Origin of the sequence: Streptomyces albidochromogenes (assembly GCF_005981925.1) — a bacterium.
Lineage (GTDB): Bacteria > Actinomycetota > Actinomycetes > Streptomycetales > Streptomycetaceae > Streptomyces > Streptomyces albidochromogenes.
Map to the genome: position 1 here is coordinate 1 of NZ_VBVX01000031.1, position 17,912 is coordinate 17,912.

At 72.3% G+C, this 17,912-nt stretch carries 15 protein-coding genes; 10 read left to right on the forward strand and 5 right to left on the reverse strand.

Annotation, left to right across the window (positions count from 1 at the left end):
• Nucleotides 1-415, reverse strand: a 415-nt coding sequence (locus E2E34_RS06650; RefSeq protein ID WP_138900986.1) for a hypothetical protein, incomplete at its 3' end; no start/stop codon positions are given.
• A 295-nt stretch (nucleotides 416-710) separates the two neighbouring features.
• Here E2E34_RS06650 and fmt point away from each other — a divergent pair.
• From fmt to E2E34_RS06665, 3 genes are read left to right on the forward strand one after another with little or no spacing between them, the layout of a single operon-like run.
• On the forward strand, nucleotides 711-1,661 hold the full coding sequence (gene fmt / locus E2E34_RS06655) for a methionyl-tRNA formyltransferase (RefSeq protein WP_138901013.1): 951 nt from the start codon (nucleotides 711-713) through the stop codon (nucleotides 1,659-1,661).
• A gap of 37 nt (nucleotides 1,662-1,698) precedes the next feature.
• The gene (locus tag E2E34_RS06660; protein ID WP_138900987.1) at nucleotides 1,699-3,159 is read left to right on the forward strand and encodes an RsmB/NOP family class I SAM-dependent RNA methyltransferase; all 1,461 of its coding nucleotides are present in this window, start codon (nucleotides 1,699-1,701) and stop codon (nucleotides 3,157-3,159) included.
• A 53-nt stretch (nucleotides 3,160-3,212) separates the two neighbouring features.
• Nucleotides 3,213-3,749 carry a cysteine hydrolase family protein gene (locus E2E34_RS06665; RefSeq protein WP_138900988.1) on the forward strand — a complete coding sequence of 179 codons (537 nt, stop codon included), beginning with the start codon at nucleotides 3,213-3,215 and terminating at the stop codon, nucleotides 3,747-3,749.
• A 13-nt stretch (nucleotides 3,750-3,762) separates the two neighbouring features.
• On the opposite strand, the gene E2E34_RS06670 is transcribed toward E2E34_RS06665, so the two are convergent.
• Nucleotides 3,763-5,883, reverse strand: coding sequence for an MMPL family transporter (locus E2E34_RS06670; protein ID WP_244315539.1), 2,121 nt, complete (start codon nucleotides 5,881-5,883; stop codon nucleotides 3,763-3,765).
• Nucleotides 5,884-6,030: 147 nt separating this feature from the next.
• Between E2E34_RS06670 and rpe the strand changes: the two genes are divergently transcribed.
• The 3 genes from rpe to E2E34_RS06685 all read left to right on the forward strand — a co-directional run bounded on the left by rpe (nucleotide 6,031) and on the right by E2E34_RS06685 (nucleotide 9,485).
• Nucleotides 6,031-6,717 (forward strand): ribulose-phosphate 3-epimerase, encoded by a 687-nt coding sequence (rpe, locus tag E2E34_RS06675; protein ID WP_138896807.1) that lies wholly within the window; start codon nucleotides 6,031-6,033, stop codon nucleotides 6,715-6,717.
• A 79-nt stretch (nucleotides 6,718-6,796) separates the two neighbouring features.
• Nucleotides 6,797-7,879 (forward strand): sugar-binding transcriptional regulator, encoded by a 1,083-nt coding sequence (locus E2E34_RS06680; protein WP_138900989.1) that lies wholly within the window; start codon nucleotides 6,797-6,799, stop codon nucleotides 7,877-7,879.
• Between the two features lie 163 nt (nucleotides 7,880-8,042).
• Nucleotides 8,043-9,485: a GuaB1 family IMP dehydrogenase-related protein gene (locus E2E34_RS06685; RefSeq protein ID WP_138900990.1), complete on the forward strand. Its 1,443-nt coding sequence runs from the start codon at nucleotides 8,043-8,045 to the stop codon at nucleotides 9,483-9,485.
• Nucleotides 9,486-9,557: 72 nt separating this feature from the next.
• On the opposite strand, the gene E2E34_RS06690 is transcribed toward E2E34_RS06685, so the two are convergent.
• Complete coding sequence (locus tag E2E34_RS06690) at nucleotides 9,558-9,929, reverse strand: ATP-binding protein (RefSeq protein WP_244315540.1); 372 nt, start codon at nucleotides 9,927-9,929, stop codon at nucleotides 9,558-9,560.
• Between the two features lie 74 nt (nucleotides 9,930-10,003).
• Complete coding sequence (locus E2E34_RS06695; protein WP_138900992.1) at nucleotides 10,004-11,074, reverse strand: GDSL-type esterase/lipase family protein; 1,071 nt, start codon at nucleotides 11,072-11,074, stop codon at nucleotides 10,004-10,006.
• A gap of 305 nt (nucleotides 11,075-11,379) precedes the next feature.
• Here E2E34_RS06695 and E2E34_RS06700 point away from each other — a divergent pair, with 305 nt between their 5' ends.
• The 4 genes from E2E34_RS06700 to E2E34_RS06715 all read left to right on the forward strand — a co-directional run bounded on the left by E2E34_RS06700 (nucleotide 11,380) and on the right by E2E34_RS06715 (nucleotide 16,160).
• Complete coding sequence (locus E2E34_RS06700) at nucleotides 11,380-12,840, forward strand: amino acid transporter (protein ID WP_138900993.1); 1,461 nt, start codon at nucleotides 11,380-11,382, stop codon at nucleotides 12,838-12,840.
• Between the two features lie 10 nt (nucleotides 12,841-12,850).
• Nucleotides 12,851-13,306 (forward strand): Lrp/AsnC family transcriptional regulator, encoded by a 456-nt coding sequence (locus E2E34_RS06705; protein ID WP_069929730.1) that lies wholly within the window; start codon nucleotides 12,851-12,853, stop codon nucleotides 13,304-13,306.
• A 311-nt stretch (nucleotides 13,307-13,617) separates the two neighbouring features.
• The gene (locus tag E2E34_RS06710) at nucleotides 13,618-14,415 is read left to right on the forward strand and encodes a carbon-nitrogen hydrolase family protein (protein ID WP_138900994.1); all 798 of its coding nucleotides are present in this window, start codon (nucleotides 13,618-13,620) and stop codon (nucleotides 14,413-14,415) included.
• 53 nt (nucleotides 14,416-14,468) lie between these two features.
• Nucleotides 14,469-16,160, forward strand: a complete 1,692-nt coding sequence (locus E2E34_RS06715) for a flavin monoamine oxidase family protein (RefSeq protein ID WP_138900995.1) — start codon at nucleotides 14,469-14,471, stop codon at nucleotides 16,158-16,160.
• Nucleotides 16,161-16,256: 96 nt separating this feature from the next.
• Here E2E34_RS06715 and E2E34_RS06720 read toward each other — a convergent pair whose 3' ends face one another.
• Nucleotides 16,257-17,789, reverse strand: coding sequence for a substrate-binding domain-containing protein (locus tag E2E34_RS06720; protein WP_138900996.1), 1,533 nt, complete (start codon nucleotides 17,787-17,789; stop codon nucleotides 16,257-16,259).
• Nucleotides 17,790-17,912 lie beyond the last annotated feature (123 nt).

Below are 17,912 nucleotides of genomic sequence, written 5' to 3' on the forward strand. Positions count from 1 at the left end.
GGGTGCGGGTGGCGGTCGCCGTCTCGGCGGCCGGCTCGGCCTCCGCCGGCGCGCTGGTCTGCGCGGCGGCCCGCCGCGCGCCGTAACGCCGGTGCACGGCCTGCTTGGTCACTCCGAGGGCCGAGCCCACCGCGTCCCAGGAGAAGCCGAGCGAACGGTCGAAGTCCACGGCCGCGGTCACCAGCGTCTCGACGCTGTCCCGCAGCTCCTGGGCGAGGCGGACGGTGGGCGCCGGGGCCCGGCCGTAGACGACGAAGCCCGTGGACGGGCCGGAGCGACGCGGGCGGTAGACGTTGCCGAGCTGGGCGGTGAGGGTGCGCAGTGCGTCCACCTGCCGGCGGACCCGCTCGATGTCCCGTACCAACAGATGCAGGCTGGCCCGTGCTTGGGCGTCGTGGGTTGCGTGGTCGGCCATGAACAAGCCTCTCGAACCGGCGTGAAAGAAGGGGCGGAAGAAGGACGGAAGGGTGCGTGTGGGGGAGCGGGCGGGGAGTCGGGGCCGCTTGCGCGGGCCGTTTCGGTCAATCTCACTTGACCAACGCGTCACCCGGCGCCGGGGTCACGCTGCTGGGGGCGTAGACGTGTCCGCCCGGGGCGCGTGGCCCTGCGTACGCCCCCTGAGGCCAGGGATCGTGACGGCCCATAGACTGGTGCGTCCCTTGACGCCGCACCCGTTGCCGCCCTTCCTGCCCGAGAGGCCCGCGCCACCGATGAAGCTCGTCTTCGCAGGCACCCCCGAGGTCGCCGTACCCGCCCTGGACGCCCTGATCGCCTCCGACCGGCACGAGGTCGCCGCCGTGGTCACCCGGCCGGACGCCCCGGCGGGACGCGGCCGCAGACTCGTCGCGAGCCCCGTCGCCGCGCGGGCGCAGGAGGCCGGGATCGAGGTGCTCAAGCCGGTCCACCCGCGCGACGAGGACTTCCTCGCGCGGCTGCGCGAGATCGCGCCGGACTGCTGCCCCGTCGTCGCGTACGGCGCACTGCTCCCCAAGACGGCCCTCGACGTCCCCGCCAAGGGATGGGTGAACCTGCACTTCTCGCTGCTGCCGGCATGGCGTGGCGCCGCCCCGGTGCAGCACGCGATTCTCGCGGGCGACGAGGTCACGGGCGCGTCGACCTTCCTGATCGAGGAAGGGCTCGACTCCGGGCCGGTGTACGGCGTGCTCACCGAGCAGGTGCGTCCCACCGACACCAGCGGCGACCTGCTCACCCGGCTCGCCTTCGCGGGCTCCGGCCTGCTCGCCGCCACCATGGACGGCATCGAGGACGGCACCCTGCACGCCGTACCGCAGTCCGCCGAGGGCATCACCCTCGCACCCAAGATCACCGTCGAGGACGCGCAGGTCGACTGGGCCGCGCCCGCGCTGCGCGTCGACCGCGTCGTGCGCGGCTGCACGCCCGCCCCCGGCGCCTGGACGGTGTTCCGGGGCGAGCGGCTCAAGCTGGTCTCCGTGAAGCCGCTGCCCGACCGCACGGATCTGGCCCTGGCTCCCGGTGAGCTGTCGGCGGGCAAGAAGAACGTGTACGCCGGCACCGGATCGCACCCCGTGGAACTGCTGTGGGTGCAGCCGCAGGGCAAGAAGCCGATGCTCGGCGCCGACTGGGCGCGCGGCGTGCGGATCGCCCCGGGGGAGCACGTGGGCGCGGCGGACGTACGCTGAGAGGGTTCGTCCCCCTCTTCAGCGGAGCACCTTTTTCGTGAGTGACCAGCCAAGCAGCCCTCCCGCCAAGCGAACCGCCAAGCGTCCGGCCAAGCCGCACCGGCGCCCCAAGAAGGACCCGGTCCGCTTCCTCGCGTTCGAGGCGCTGCGCGCCGTCGACGAGCGCGACGCGTACGCCAACCTCGTCCTGCCGCCGCTGCTGAAGAAGGCCCGCGCCAAGGGCGACTTCGACGAGCGCGACGCGGCCCTGGCGACCGAGCTGGTGTACGGGACGCTGCGCCGCCAGGGCACGTACGACGCGGTCGTCGCGGCGTGCGTCGACCGGCCGCTGCGCGAGGTGGACCCGCCGGTCCTCGACGTGCTGGCGCTCGGCGCGCACCAGCTCCTGGGCACCCGCATCCCGACGCACGCCGCCGTGTCGGCGAGCGTCGAGCTGGCGCGCGTGGTGCTCGGGGAGGGGCGCGCGAAGTTCGTCAACGCGGTGCTGCGGAAGATCTCAAAGCAGGACCTCGACGCCTGGGTGGAGCAGGTCGCCCCGCCGTACGACGACGACGCCGAGGCGCACCTGGCCGTCGTCCACTCCCACCCGCGCTGGATCGTCTCCGCCCTCTGGGACGCCCTCGGCGGCGGCCGCGCCGGCATCGAGGACCTGCTGGAGGCCGACAACGAGCGGCCCGAGGTGACGCTCGTCGCCCGCCCGGGCCGCTCCACCGCCGACGAACTGCTCGACGTGCTGGGCGAGGACTCCGGACTGCCGGGCCGCTGGTCCCCCTACGCCGTACGCCTGGCCGAGGGCGGCGAGCCGGGCGCCATCGCGGCCGTCCAGGAGGGCCGGGCCGGGGTCCAGGACGAAGGCAGCCAGCTGGTCGCCGTCGCACTCGCGAACGCTCCCGTCGAGGGGCGCGACGAGCGCTGGCTCGACGGCTGCGCCGGGCCCGGCGGCAAGGCCGCCATGCTGGCCGGACTCGCCGCCGAGCGCGGAGCGGCGCTGCTCGCCTCCGAGAAGCAGCCGCACCGCGCCCGCCTCGTCGAGCGCACGCTGGCGGGCAACCCGGGGCCGTACCAGGTGGTCGCCGCCGACGGCACGCGCCCGCCGTGGCTTCCGGGCTCCTTCGACCGCGTCCTGATGGACGTCCCGTGCTCCGGGCTCGGCGCCCTGCGCCGCCGCCCCGAGGCGCGCTGGCGCCGCCGCGCCGAGGACCTCGAGGGGTTCGCCCCGCTCCAGCGCGGGCTGCTGCGCGAGGCGCTGAGCGCGGTGCGGGTCGGCGGAATCGTCGGGTACGCCACCTGCTCGCCGCACCTCGCGGAGACCCGCGTCGTGGTCGACGACGTGCTCAAGGGGCGCGGCGGTCACCAGCCGGCCGAGGCCGAGTGGATCGACGCCAGGCCGCTGCTGCCCGGCGTACCGGCCCTGGGCGACGGACCCGACGTACAGCTGTGGCCGCACCTGCACGGCACGGACGCGATGTACCTGGCGCTGCTGCGGCGGACCGCTTAGCCAGGGGCGTTCCCGAGTGGGGCGATCGTCGACTTTCGGGGAACCTGGGGCGTATGGGAAAGACCGCTCTCATCGTCATCGACATGATCACCACTTATGACCATGACGACGCGGAGCTGCTGCTCCCCTCGGCGCGCGAGGCCGTCCCGGCGATCGTCCGGCTGCTCAAGCGCGCCCGGGAGAGCGGCGTTCCGGTCATCTACGTGAACGACAACTTCGGCGAGTGGCGCTCCCACCACGGTGAGATCGTCGACACGGCCCTGTCGGGGCCGCACGCGGAGCTGGTGCGGCCCCTCCAGCCGGACGGCGACTCGCTGTTCGTGGTCAAGGCGCGCCATTCGATCTTCTTCGAGACGCCGCTCGGCTACCTGCTCAGCTCCCTGGGGGCCGACCACGTGGTGCTGTGCGGCCAGGTCACCGAGCAGTGCGTGCTGTACTCGGCGCTCGACGCGCACATCCGGCACCTGCGGGTCACCGTCCCCCGCGACGCCGTGGCGCACATCCATCCGCCGCTCGCGGACGCCGCGCTGGAGATGATGCGGCGCAACATGCACGCCGAGATCGTGGACGGCGACGACATCGAGTGGTGAGCGGGGGCGCGCCCTACCGGCCCTCGCGGGCCATCCGGTGCGGCCACCACACCTTCCGGCCGGTGTCCAGGAACAGCGCCGGCACCAGTACGGACCGTACGACGAGGGTGTCGAGCAGCACGCCCAGCGCGACCGCGAAGCCGATCTCGGCGAAGGCCACCAGCGGCAGCGTGCCCAGGGCGGCGAAGGTGCCCGCCAGGACGAGGCCGGCCGACGTGATGACCGCGCCGGTGGTCGCGAGGCCCGTCACCACGCCCGCCCTGGTGCCCTGGCGCCGGGCCTCCTCGCGGATCCGGGTGGACAGGAAGATGTTGTAGTCGATGCCCAGCGCCACCAGGAACACGAAGACGAACAGCGGGAAGTCGGTCGTCTCGCCCGCGTAGTCGAAGACGTACCGGAAGGCGAGCGCGCTCAGCCCGAGGGCGGCGGCGAACGACAGCACAACCGTGCCGATCAGCAGCAGCGGCGCGACCAGCGAGCGCAGCAGCACCATGAGCACCAGCAGCACCACGATCAGCACCAGCGGGATGATCAGAACGTTGTCGTGGGTGGTGGCCTCGTCCATGTCCAGGAGCGCCGCCGTGCCGCCGCCCACCCGGGCGTCGGCGTCCGGGACGGCGTGCACCGCCTCCCGTACCCGCTCCACCGTGTCCTTGGCGGCCGCGCTGTCGGCGCCCTGCGTCATCGTGGCTTCGAGCAGCACCCGGCCGTCGTGCACGGGTTTGGTGCCGGGCGGGACGGTGAGCGACCCGGGCACCACCCCGTCGGCCCGCGCCACGGCCTCGCCGACCTGCCCGGCCTGCTCGGCGTTGCTCACGACGACGAGGGGGCTGCCGCTGCCCGCCGGGAAGTACCGGTTCTGGACCTCCTGCCCGGTGATCGCGTCGGGTTTGCCCGTGAAGGCGTCCGCGTTGCTGACGCCCTCGGCCCGCAACTGCGTCAGACCGAGCGCGAAGACGGCGAGCACGAGGGCCGTGACGCCCCAGACGGCCCTCGGGCGACGGGCGATCCGCCGTCCGGTGCGGGCCCAGATCCCGCGCTCGGTGGGCTCGGGCGAGCCGAGACGCGGGATCACAGGCCAGAAGATCCAGCGCCCGAAGATCACCAGGAGGGCCGGGAACAGCGTCAGCATGGCCAGGAGGGCGACCGCGACGCCGATCGCGGCGACCGGACCGAGCCCGCTGGTCGAGTTCATGTCGGCGAACATCAGCACCAGCATGCCGAGCACCACGGTCGCGCCACTGGCCAGCACGGCGGGCCCGGCCCGGTGCAGGGCGAGCGCCATCGCCTCGTGCCGGTCCTCGTGACGGCGCAGTTCCTCGCGGTAGCGGGCCACCAGCAGCAGGGCGTAGTCCGTCCCGGCGCCGAAGACGAGGACCGTCAGGATGCCCGCGCTCTGCCCGTTGACGGTCAGGTCGGCGTGTTCGGCCAGGAGGTAGATCAGCGCCTGCGCGGCCGCCAGCGCGCCGATCACCGCGACGACGGGGACCACCAGGAGCGTCGGACTGCGGTAGGTGATCAGCAGCATCACGATCACCACGCCGAGGGCCGCGAGCAGCAGGGTGGAGTCGATGCCCTCGAACGCCTCGGAGAACGCGGCGGAGGTGCCGCCCGGGCCGGTGATGTGGACCGCGAGCCCGCCTTCGCCGGTGCCGCTCTGCGCCCGCAGGGAGTCGACGGCGGGCGCCAGCCGCTCCCAGCCCTTCTCGTCCATCGTGATCGGTACGAAGACCTCCGCGGCCCGCGGGTCGACGGGCCGGTCCAGCACGGGACCCCGCGTCTCGGCGCCGCGCAGCCCGTGGTCCCTCAATTGCCTGAACGCCGCGACGTCCTCGGCGATGCGCGCGCGGTCGGCGGGCGTGAGGCCGCTCTCGCGCGCGTACACGACGACCGCCGGGATGACCTCGGGCCGGAACTCCTCTGCCTCCTGGAGGACTTGGGTCGACTCGGCCCTGCCGGGGAGCCAGGAGGCGGAGTCGTTGTCCTGGGCGTCGGTGAGCCGGGCCGCCAGCGGGAAGGCCAGCATGATCACCACCAGCCACAGCACCACCACGACCCACTTGCTGCGCCGCCCGCAGACCAGCTGGGCGACCCCTCGGCGAGACGGCGTTGACAGCTCCTGCGTCTTCGGCACGGCGCCCCCTGCGGCCAGGTGTCGGGTCCGTTGTCGCGGGCCGAATCGCCAGGATTGCGCGGTGTGTGCTGATCCCGGGCGCCGCTGGTCCGTACCGATGGGACCACCGGGGCGAGGAAGTGCCCCGGAACGTGGCAGGCTTGGCCCATGGCTGTTCAGATCAATCCCAGTATCCTCTCCGCAGACTTCTCCCGCCTGGCGGAGGAGGCGAAGGCCGTCGAGGGCGCCGACTGGCTCCATGTCGACGTGATGGACAACCACTTCGTCCCCAACCTCACGCTGGGCGTCCCGATCGTGGAGTCCCTCAGCCGCGCGACGGACATCCCGCTGGACTGCCACCTGATGATCGAGGACGCCGATCGCTGGGCCCCGCAGTACGTGGAGGCGGGCGCCGGGTCGGTCACCTTCCACGCCGAGGCGTGCGCCGCCCCCGTACGCACGGCGCGTGAGATCCGCGCCAAGGGGGCCCGGGCGTCCATGGCGCTGAAGCCGGCCACGCCCATCGAGCCGTACGAGGACCTGCTCCCCGAGCTCGACATGCTGCTGATCATGACCGTGGAGCCGGGCTTCGGCGGCCAGGCGTTCCTCGACATCATGCTGCCGAAGATCCGCCGTACCCGTGAGCTGATCTCCAAGCACGGCCTGGAGCTGTGGCTGCAGGTGGACGGCGGCGTGTCGGCGTCGACGATCGAGCGCTGCGCGGAGGCCGGCGCGGACGTCTTCGTCGCCGGTTCGGCCGTCTACGGCACCGACGACCCGGCCGCCGCGGTGCGCATGCTGCGCAACCAGGCGACCGAGACCACGGCCACGGCCGGCTGGGCATGCGACCACTGAGCCACGGCTCGGTGAACGCCGCCCTTCGGGGCTGATCAAGGTCTCGCTGATCTGACAGGATGAACAGCGAGCCCAGAGTGTGAACAGCAGTGAGGAGATCGCGGTGTCTGCAATGTCGGCGGGCCGGTCAGCCCTGCGGATGGGACCCGCAGAGCTGGTCCAGGCGGCGGCCATGGCCCGCCGCTTCTACCTGGAGGGCAAGTCCAAGATCCAGATCGCCGAGGAGTTCGGCGTCAGCCGCTTCAAGGTGGCCCGGGTCCTGGAGACTGCCCTGGAGCGCGATCTCGTACGGATCGAGATCAGGGTGCCCGCCGAGCTGGACGCGGAGCGCTCCGACGCGCTGCGCGCCCGCTACGGCCTGCGGCACGCGGTCGTCGTCGAGTCCCCGGCCGACGCCACCGAGGACGCCCTCCCCGGATCTCCCGGCTTCGCCGGCAGCGCGCCCACCGACCCCGAGAACCTCGGCGAGGTCGCGGCCGACCTGCTCGGCGAGCTGGTGAACGAGGGCGACGTACTCGGTCTCGCCTGGGGCCGCTCCACCATCCACATGGCGGCGGCGCTGCACCAGCTGCCGCCGTGCACCGTCGTCCAGCTGACCGGCGTGTACGACGCGGGGACGGCGGAACGCGGCTCGGTGGAGGCGGTGCGCCGCGCGGCGCAGGTCTCCGGCGGCGAGGCGCACCCGATCTACGCCCCGATGCTGCTGCCCGACCCGGCGACCGCGGCGGCGCTGCGCAGCCAGACCGGTATCGCACGTGCCTTCGAGTACTTCGACAAGGTGACCGTCGCCGCCGTGTCCATCGGCTCGTGGGAGCCGGGCATCTCGACGGTCCACGACATGCTCTCCGACGAGGAGCGCGCGCACTACGCCTCGCTGGGCGTCGCGGCCGAGATGTCCGCGCACCTCTTCGACGCGCAGGGCCGCCGCGTCGGGCGCGACCTCGGCGAGCGGTGCATCACCGTCGAGGCGGACCGGCTGCGGCGCATCCCCGAGGTGGTGGCCATCGCGGGCGGCCTGCGCAAGGCCGCCGCCATCGACGCCGTACTCAGATCCGGCCTGGTCACCAGCCTGGTCACGGACACCGCCGCGGCCGACTACCTGCTGAGCGAGACCGGGTCGGCGCCCCGGCCCGCGCTGGACCGGGCCGACCCGGACGACTGAGGCGAAGGAGCGCGGTTCGGAGGATCCGACGAGCGCACCCCCCGCGGCCTGGACGATCGGCCCGGAGGGTGTTCCGGCATGGGCATGGGACACTGAAGTACGTGCGTTTTTCCCCGGCTGAAATGCCCGGGGGCCAACTCCGAACGACTGGGATGTTCAGCACGTGCGTTTCCTCAACGATCTGAAGCCGCCGTACGACCTCACGTACGACGACGTATTCATGGTGCCGAGCCGTTCGGCCGTCGGTTCCCGCCAGGGCGTCGATCTCTCGGCCCCCGACGGCACCGGCACCACCATCCCGCTGGTCGTGGCGAACATGACCGCTATCGCCGGCCGCCGGATGGCCGAGACCGTGGCCCGCCGCGGCGGGCTCGTCGTCATCCCGCAGGACATCCCGATCGAGGTCGTCACCGAGGTCGTCTCCTGGGTGAAGACGCGTCACCTGGTGCTCGACACCCCGATCGTCCTGGCCCCCTCGCAGACCGTCGCCGACGCGCTGTCGCTGCTGCCCAAGCGGGCGCACGGCGCGGGCGTCGTCGTGGACGCCGAGCGCCGCCCCGTCGGCGTCGTCACCGAGCACGACCTGGCCGGCGTCGACCGCTTCACGCAGCTGTCCGAGGTCATGTCCCGCGACCTGGTGCTGCTGGACGCGGGCATCGACCCGCGCGAGGCGTTCAACCGGCTCGACCACGCCAACCGCAAGTACGCCCCCGCCGTCGACCAGGACGGCCGCCTCGCCGGCGTCCTGACCCGCAAGGGCGCCCTGCGCGCGACCCTCTACACGCCCGCCACCGACAGCGACGGCAAGCTGCGCATCGCGGCCGCCGTCGGCATCAACGGCGACGTCGCGGGCAAGGCCAAGCTGCTGCTCGACGCCGGTGTGGACACGCTCGTCGTGGACACCGCGCACGGGCACCAGGAGTCGATGATCGCCGCGGTCAAGGCCGTGCGCGCGCTCGACCCGCAGGTCCCGATCGTCGCCGGCAACATCGTCGCCGCCGAGGGCGTGCGCGACCTCATCGAGGCCGGCGCGGACATCATCAAGGTCGGTGTGGGCCCCGGCGCCATGTGCACGACCCGCATGATGACCGGCGTGGGCCGGCCGCAGTTCTCCGCCGTCATGGAGTGCGCCGCCGAGGCGAAGAAGTTCGGCAAGCACGTCTGGGCCGACGGCGGCGTCCGTCACCCCCGCGATGTCGCCATGGCGCTGGCCGCCGGCGCGTCCAACGTCATGGTCGGCTCCTGGTTCGCCGGTACGTACGAGTCGCCCGGCGACCTCCAGCACTCGGCCGACGGCCGCGCGTACAAGGAGTCGTTCGGCATGGCCTCGGCCCGCGCCGTCCGCAACCGTACGAGCGAGGAGTCGGCGTACGACCGCGCCCGCAAGGCGCTGTTCGAGGAGGGCATCTCCACCTCGCGCATGTTCCTCGACCCGACCCGTCCGGGCGTCGAGGACCTGATCGACTCGATCATCGCGGGCGTCCGCTCCTCCTGCACCTACGCCGGGGCCAGCTCGCTCGAGGAGTTCGCCGAGAAGGCGATCGTCGGGGTGCAGAGCGCCGCCGGTTACGCCGAGGGCAAGCCGCTGCACGCCAGCTGGAGCTGACCTCCGGCAGTCGTCGTGTCGCCACTGGCCGGTTCCCGCTCGCGCGGGGACCGGCCAGTGGTCTGTACGCGCTCAGTACGCCTCGGCGGGGCGCGGCCAGATCGCCCGTACGCGCTTGCCCTCGGGCAGCGGCCGGACCTCGACCCGGCCCGCGAGCCGCTGCACCATGTGCCAGCCGAACCCGCCGCCGCCCCCGAAGTCCGGCTCGCGGGGCACCGGCGGCTGGTCGCTGGAGTCGTCCAGCTCCACCACCAGCTCCTCCCGGCCCGCGTGGAGGGTCAGGCGCCACCAGCCGGAGGTGTGCCGAACGGCGTTGGCGACCAGCTCGCTGACGACGAGCAGCACCGCCTCGAGATCGGCCCAGGGGCAGTGCCGGGAAACGTAGTCTGCGGCGGCCTGCCTGGCCGTCGCGGTGTCTTGCCGGGGTGAGTCCAGGACAACCATCGGCGGCTCCTCAGTCATCTAGGACTCACCTACCCGCCCTCCACCGTCCCATGACCCTCCGGCCCCTCCCGTACTCACGCCGTGGGCGAACACGGCGGGCCGCCCGGCGGCGGAACGAAACCCGCGTCCCGCAGCGCGGCGGCGACCGCCTGCGCCATCAGGGCGTGGCCCGCGTCGTTCGGGTGCAGCCCGTCCGCCAGATGCTCCGGGCCGAGGACGGGACGGCCGGGCAGCAGCACGAGGCGGTCGTCGCCCTCGGCGACGAGGGCCCGTGCGGCGTCCTCCAGGGCGGTGCGCAGGTCGGCGAGGGTGGCGCCCAGGGCGTTGCGGGTCTCCTCGGCCTCGGGGCGCAGCACGGGGGAGAGGACGAGCAGCGGGGTGTCCGGATGCCCCTCGCGTACGAGGCCGACGAAGGCCCGCGCGGTCTCGTACAGCAGGGGCGCCGAGAACGGCGTGCGGGACCAGCAGTTGGTGCCGAAGGCGAGCGTCAGCAGCTCGGCGGGCAGGCCCGCGATCTGCTGGGCGACGGCGAGCTCGCCCCGGCCGGCGCCCGCGTGCCCGAGGTTCACGGCGTCCAGGCCCAGCGCCCGGCCGGCCGCCGCGGGCCAGGCGTGGGCGGGACGGGTGGACCACCAGCCCTCGGTGATCGAGTCGCCGTGCACCAGCCAGCGCGGCTGGGCCGGGGCCGGGGCGAGCGTCCCCCCGACCGGGCGCAGGCCCAGGATCTCGGGGCACTGGCTCTCCGGCGGGTGCACCGTGAACCGGCCGCCGCGGCGCTCCGGCAGCCCGATCCGTACGACCGCCTCCCGCTCCGGGTCCTCGGTGACCTCCGTGACCAGGGCGCCGTCGTGCCAGAGCGCGAAGGTGTGGGCGAGGTCGCGCAGCGATTCGCCGGGCCCGGGCAGGGCGGCGCGGTAGCGGATGTCGAGGGCGGTGGCGCCCCGCGCGGTGAACTCCAGCCGCACCCCGACGGGCACGGCGGCGCGCTCGGCGGTGTCCCAGGGCAGCCGGTCCAGGTCACCGGGGTCGGCGCGCACCACGCGGCCGCCGTCACGCCAGGCCACCCCGCGCAGGTAGGGGGCGGGGTCCAGCCAGCCCTCGGCGTCCGCGAGGCCGTGGTCGGCCGCTCGGTCGGTCGTCGTCATGGTCGCCTCCGGTCGTGGGGTGCGTACGGCGGTCGACGGGCCTCCGCCGTACCGGACAAAAGGGATATCGAAAGGTGAGGCGCAACAAAAAGCCATGTGTCGCGGTCGTGCGCAATGATCGTCCGTCGGTACGCAAGGTTGCTGCATTACGGATGTGAACGCACACCTCGTAGGCTTCGCGCTGTACGTGGAGTGGCGGGGACCGCCTGCTCGGCGGTCCCCGAGCTCCGGGCTGATTTCTGACGCCCCGAGCGGACCGCTGCGGTCGCCGCCTTCCCGATCGGCAGCGATAAGGAGCCACCCCAGTGTTGGACGCAGCGCCACCCGTCACTCCCCAACCGGAATCCGAGCGTCCGAATCTCGGCAACCGGCTGATGCGGCGCAAGCCCGTCGAGCAGCTCGTCGCGGAAGGCGGCCAGGGCGACGGCGGCTCGCTCCGCCGCTCGCTCACCATGTGGCAGCTGACGATGATCAGCATCGGTGCCACGCTCGGCACCGGCATCTTCGTCGTGCTCGGCGAGGCCACGCCACTGGCCGGCCCCGCCGTCGCGATCTCGTTCGTCATCGCCGGTCTCACCGCCCTCTTCTCGGCGCTCTCCTACGCGGAGCTCGCGGGTTCCATACCGGTGTCCGGCTCCTCGTACTCCTACTCGTACGCGACCATGGGCGAAGTCATCGCCTGGATCTGCGGCTGGTGCCTGGTCCTGGAGTACGGCGTGTCCGTCGCGGCCGTGGCCGTCGGCTGGGGCGAGTACCTCAACGAGCTGCTCGACGGCACGATCGGCGTCACGATCCCGGCCTCCGTCTCCGCGCCGCTCGGCGAGGGCGGATTCATCAACCTCCCGGCGCTGATCGTCATCCTGCTCGCCATGGTCTTCCTGATGGGCGGCGCCAAGGAGAGCGCCCGCGTCAACACGATCATGGTCGTCATCAAGATCGCCACGCTGGTCCTCTTCTGCGCCATCGGCTTCATGGGCATCAAGGCCGGCAACTACGCCCCGCTCGCCCCGCTCGGCGTCACCGGGATCAGCGCCGCCGCGGCCACCCTGTTCTTCTCGTACATCGGCTTCGACGCCGCCTCCACCGCCGGTGAGGAAGCCAAGAACCCCAAGAAGGACCTGCCGCGCGCGATCATGCTGTCGCTGCTGATCGTCACCGTGCTCTACTGCCTCGTCGCCCTGGTCGCCGTCGGCGCCATGCCGTGGCAGGACTTCGAGGGCACCGAGGCGGCTCTCGCGCAGATCATGAAGGACGTCACCGGTCACAGCTTCTGGGGCGTCGTCCTGGCCGCCGGCGCGGTCGTGGCCATCGCCAGCGTCGTCTTCGCCGTGCTGTACGGCCAGACCCGCATCCTCTTCGCGATGTCCCGCGACGGCCTCGTCCCCAAGGTGTTCGCCAAGGTCGACGAGCGCACCGGCACGCCGAAGGCCAACGTCGTGATCGTGTCGCTGTTCTGCGGCGTCCTCGCGGCCTTCATCCCGCTCGGCGAGCTGGCCAACGCCACCAGCATCGGCACGCTCTTCGCCTTCGCTCTCGTGAACGTCGCCGTCGTCATCCTGCGGTACAAGCGCCCCGACATGCCGCGGACGTTCCGCGTGGCACTGTTCCCGGTGACGCCGATTCTCGGCTTCGCCTTCTGCGCGTACATGATGTTCAGCCTGCCCGGCAAGACCTGGGTCTACTTCGGTGGCTGGATGATCGCCGGGCTCGTGTTCTACTTCCTCTACGGCATGCGCCGCTCCAGTCTGGCCACCGCAGAGAAGTGATCCACCCGTAGTGCGACTGAACGATCTCGACGAACGCATCGTCCACGCCCTCGCCGAGGACGCCCGCCGCAGTTACGCGGACATCGGCTCCGAGGTCGGCCTGTCCGCGCCCGCGGTGAAGCGGCGCGTGGACAGGCTGCGGGCGGAAGGCGCCATCACCGGCTTCACCGTCCGCGTCGACCCGGCCGCGCTGGGCTGGGAGACCGAGGGCTTCATCGAGATGTACTGCCGCCACAACACGTCCCCCGAGGACATCCGCCGTGGCCTGTCGCGCTACCCGGAGGTGGTGTCCGCGTCGACCGTCACCGGCGACGCGGACGCCGTCGTCCAGATCTTCGCCTCCGACATGCGCCACTTCGAGCGCGTGCTGGAGCGGATCGCGGGGGAGCCGTTCGTCGAGCGCACCAAGTCGGTGCTCGTGCTGTCCCCGCTGCTCCGGCGCTTCTCGTCGGGTTCGCCCGCCTAGCGCTTCCGGGCGGCCGGCTCGCAGGCCGGCTGCCGGAGCACCACCCCTGAAGTCGCCCGAGCCCGCCCCGGTCCTCTCGACCGGGGCGGGCTCGGGCCGGTCGGTCGTGGTGCCGGGCGGTGATCATCGCAGGGCGCGGGGACCGTCCGACGCGAGGCCCGGCGGCGTACGCAATGAATCGCCGCGCACCCCGCTCGTTGCGCAACAGATCAACGGTCGGTCCGCAACGGTCGCGCCTTGTCCGGGTGCGAGCGCGGAACGTACCGTCATTACGTCTCCCGCACACCTTCCCCACCAGCCCGAGGTCAGCCATGCCGCCGTTGCGCACCGCACTGCTCCAGAGCTCCGGCCGTCCCGGCTCCGTCGAGGCGAACCTCAAGGTCCTCGACGACGCCGCGAGCCGTGCCGCGGCGGCGGGCGCGGGGCTGCTGGTCTGCCCGGAGATGTTCCTGACCGGCTATGCCATCGGGGCGGACGTGCACCGGCTGGCCGAGCCCGCCGACGGGGAGGCCGCCGACGCCGTCGCGGACATCGCCGTACGCCACGGGCTGGCCGTCCACTACGGCTACCCCGAGCGCGACGGGGACGCCGTCTACAACTCCGCGCAGCTCATCGGCCCCGACGGCACGCGCCTCGCGAACTACCGCAAGACGCACCTCTTCGGCTGCTTCGAGCAGGAGTGGTTCACGCCCGGCGACGACACGGTCGTCCAGGCGGAGCTCGGCGGCCTGACCGTGGGCCTCATGATCTGCTACGACGTCGAGTTCCCGGAGAACGTCCGCGCCCACGCGCTCGCGGGCACCGACCTGCTGCTGGTGCCGACCGCGCAGATGCACCCGTTCCAGTTCGTCGCCGAGTCCGTGGTCCCCGTGCGGGCCTTCGAGAACCAGATGTACGTCGCCTATGTGAACCGGACCGGCGCCGAGGGCGAGTTCGAGTTCGTCGGGCTGAGCTGCCTGGCCGGTCCCGACGGGGCCTCCAGGGCCCGCGCCGGGCGCGGTGAGGAGCTGGTGTTCGGCGACGCCGACCCCGAGTTCCTGCGGGCGTCGCGCGAGAACAACCCGTACCTGCGCGACCGCCGCCCCGGGCTGTACGCGTCCCTGGCCTGACGCCGCCCCCGCCTCGCCCCCTCACTTCTCGTTTTCGCAAGGAGCCCGACCCCATGACGTCCACGGTGCCCACCGCCGTCCAGCACACCGACGCGCAGCCGCCGATCACCATGTTCGGTCCGGACTTCCCCTACGCGTACGACGACTTCCTCGCGCACCCGGCGGGCCTCGGCCAGATACCGGCGACCGAGCACGGCACCGAGGTCGCGGTCATCGGCGGCGGCCTGTCCGGCATCATCGCGGCGTACGAGCTGATGAAGATGGGCCTCAAGCCCGTCGTGTACGAGGCCGACCAGATCGGCGGCCGGCTGCGCACCGTCGGGTTCGAGGGCTGCGACGAGTCGCTGACGGCCGAGATGGGCGCCATGCGCTTCCCGCCGTCCTCCACGGCGCTCCAGCACTACATCGACCTGGTGGGCCTGGAGACGAAGGCGTTCCCCAACCCGCTGGCCCCCGAGACCCCGTCGACCGTCGTCGACCTCAAGGGCGAGTCGCACTACGCCGTGACCGTCGACGACCTGCCGCAGGTCTACCGCGACGTCATGAACGCCTGGAACGCCTGCCTCGAAGAGGGCGCCGACTTCTCCGACATGAACCAGGCCATGCGGGAGCGCGACGTACCGCGCATCCGGGAGATCTGGGCCAAGCTCGTCGAGAAGCTCGACAACCAGACCTTCTACGGCTTCCTCTGTGAGTCCGAGTCGTTCAAGTCCTTCCGGCACCGCGAGATCTTCGGTCAGGTCGGCTTCGGCACCGGCGGCTGGGACACCGACTTCCCGAACTCCATCCTGGAGATCCTGCGCGTCGTCTACACCGAGGCGGACGACCACCACCGCGGCATCGTCGGCGGCAGCCAGCAGCTTCCCGTCCGGCTGTGGGAGCGCGAGCCGGTCAAGCTCGTGCACTGGCCGCTCGGTACGTCGCTGAAGTCCCTCCACGTGGGCGAGCCGAAGCCCGCCGTCACGCGCCTGCACCGTACGGCCGGCAACCGGATCACCGTCACCGACGCCTCCGGCGACATCCGCACGTACCAGGCGGCGATCTTCACCGCGCAGTCGTGGATGCTGCTCTCCAAGATCACGTGTGACGACTCGCTGTTCCCCATCGACCACTGGACGGCGATGGAGCGTACCCACTACATGGAGAGCTCCAAGCTCTTCGTCCCGGTCGACCGGCCGTTCTGGCTGGACAAGGACGAGGAGACCGGCCGTGACGTCATGTCGATGACGCTCACCGACCGGATGACGCGCGGCACGTACCTGCTGGACGACGGCCCGGACAAGCCCGCCACCATCTGCCTCTCGTACACGTGGTGCGACGACAGCCTCAAGTGGCTGCCGCTGTCCGCGAACGAGCGGATGGAGGTCATGCTGAAGTCGCTGGGCGAGATCTACCCGAAGGTCGACATCCGCCGTCACATCATCGGCAACCCGGTGACCGTGTCGTGGGAGAACGAGCCGTACTTCATGGGCGCGTTCAAGGCGAACCTGCCCGGCCACTACCGCTACCAGCGCCGCCTGTTCACCCACTTCATGCAGGACCGCCTCCCCGAGGACAAGCGCGGCATCTTCCTCGCGGGCGACGACATCTCGTGGACGGCCGGGTGGGCCGAGGGCGCCGTGCAGACCGCGCTGAACGCCGTGTGGGGCGTCATGCACCACTTCGGCGGTACGACCGACCCGACGAACCCGGGCCCCGGCGACCTCTACGACGAGATCGCCCCGGTCGAGCTGCCGGAGGACTGACCCCGGACACCTCCGGGCACGTCCTTCCCCCCCAGGAACATGCCGCTCGGGCCGGCCGCGATCCGGCCGGCCCGAGCGGCCATCAACAGCCCTGTGCTACTCACCGGCGCAGGGCTTCGCCGCTTCCGGGGCGGCGCACGGCAGGTGGCCGTGGGTGCGGATGATGTCCTGGCCGCTCCCGCGCGTCAGGTAGACGAGGAAGCTGGAGACCAGGGAGTCGGCGGGCGGGCTGCCGTACGTGTAGGCGTACTCGATCTCGTGGTACGGGTAGCCGCCGGCCCCGATGCCCTCGATGCTCGGCTCCCGGCCGTCCAGGCGCAGGCGGTGGAGGCCGCCGGGGACGGTGCCCGAGCGCAGTTCGCTGTAGCCCAGGGCGCCCGGCACGGAGGCGACCTCGGCCAGCACCTGCTCGGTCGAGTCGAGCTCGCAGCGGATGACGCCGGGCCGCCCGTCGTCCCGCCGGACGCAGTCCTGCGAGGTGTTCGCGGGCTCGCCGCCGCCCAGCACACGGCGCTGGAAGACCTGCCGGGTGCCGGAGTTGGCGTCCCGGCTCACGAGGCGGACCGGCAGGTCGGGCCCGTCCAGCTCCTTCCAGTTGCGGACGGTGCCGGCGTACAGCGCGCGTACCTGCGCGGTCGTCAGACCCTTGAGCCGCACGCGGTCGTTGAGCACCAGGGCGAACGCGGAGACCGCCACCCGGCTCTCGCGCAGCCGGGGATAGCCGTTCGGCTTCGGGCCGTCGGCCAGGGCGACGACGGCGGGCGAGCCGTCCTCGGCCGCGGCGCCCGCCTCGTCGAGAGCGCGGATGCCGGCGGTACTGCCGTGGGTGTCCACGGTGATCTCCGAACCGGGGCACTCGTCCTCGTACTTCTCGGCCAGCTCCTCGGCGACCGGCGTGAACGCGGTGGAGCCGGTCACGGTCAGCTTCCCGGTGGCGCAGCCCATCGGCGGCGGGTCCGCGTCGTCGCGTACGACGGTGAGGGTGGCCAGGGCGACGACGCAGACGGCGAGCGCGAGGATCAGGGTCCGGGCCGGGCGGCTGAACACGGGCGGCTTGTCGTCCGGCGTGGTGCTCTCGTTGGGCATCACCGCGCCGTCCTGGATGCCGCCGGTCACCCGGACCGCACTGCCGACACCGCCCCCGCCGAGCAGGACCAGGAGTTTGTAGTGCTGGCCCCGGTTGAGCGGCACCTTCGGCAGGTGCACCCGGTTGTGGTCGTGCCGCATCCCCGCCTCGGGCGTGAAGTGCGCCATCAGGTGGGCGTGTTCGGGATTGGGCTGGGTGACCGCCACACCGCGGACCGTGCGGTCGGTGAAGTGGACGGTCAGGCCGTGCGTGTCCGGGCCCGTGTAGTCGGTGGCCGAGATGCCCTGCGCGCCGTCGTTCTCGATCCGGAGCAGAACGAGGGTGGCGTTGGACATGCCGGGGGAGTCGTCGAACAGGCCCAGCCGCACGGTGTCGTGGCCGCCTCGCGCGTCGCCGCCGATGGGGGTGTCCATCTGCACGCGGTAGCCGATCCGCTTGCGGCGCGGGACCCGGCGCTCGTACCAGAAGGGCCCCACCGCGGCCGCCACGCCGACCATCGCGGTCAGCAGCGCCACCACGTTCTCGGGGTTCAACCAGTCCACGCGTTCGCCCTCGCCCCAGCCTGCCGCGCCCGCCCGTTCGCGCGCTTGTGCGGGTCAGGGTAGGGCCGGTGGGGGCGCGTGCAGCCGGGCCGGGGCAGTCCGACGGACGCTGTTCACCGGGGC

What these genes read in the sequence shown, in the direction of transcription:
- E2E34_RS06665 (WP_138900988.1), top strand. Translation starts at nt 3,213, where the DNA reads ATGGGAAAGACCGCTCTCATCGTCATCGACATGATCACCACTTATGAC.
- E2E34_RS06690 (WP_244315540.1), bottom strand. Translation starts at nt 9,929, where the DNA reads ATGGTTGTCCTGGACTCACCCCGGCAAGACACCGCGACGGCCAGGCAG.
- fmt (WP_138901013.1), top strand. Translation starts at nt 711, where the DNA reads ATGAAGCTCGTCTTCGCAGGCACCCCCGAGGTCGCCGTACCCGCCCTG.
- rpe (WP_138896807.1), top strand. Translation starts at nt 6,031, where the DNA reads ATGGCTGTTCAGATCAATCCCAGTATCCTCTCCGCAGACTTCTCCCGC.
- E2E34_RS06715 (WP_138900995.1), top strand. Translation starts at nt 14,469, where the DNA reads ATGACGTCCACGGTGCCCACCGCCGTCCAGCACACCGACGCGCAGCCG.
- E2E34_RS06695 (WP_138900992.1), bottom strand. Translation starts at nt 11,074, where the DNA reads ATGACGACGACCGACCGAGCGGCCGACCACGGCCTCGCGGACGCCGAG.
- E2E34_RS06710 (WP_138900994.1), top strand. Translation starts at nt 13,618, where the DNA reads ATGCCGCCGTTGCGCACCGCACTGCTCCAGAGCTCCGGCCGTCCCGGC.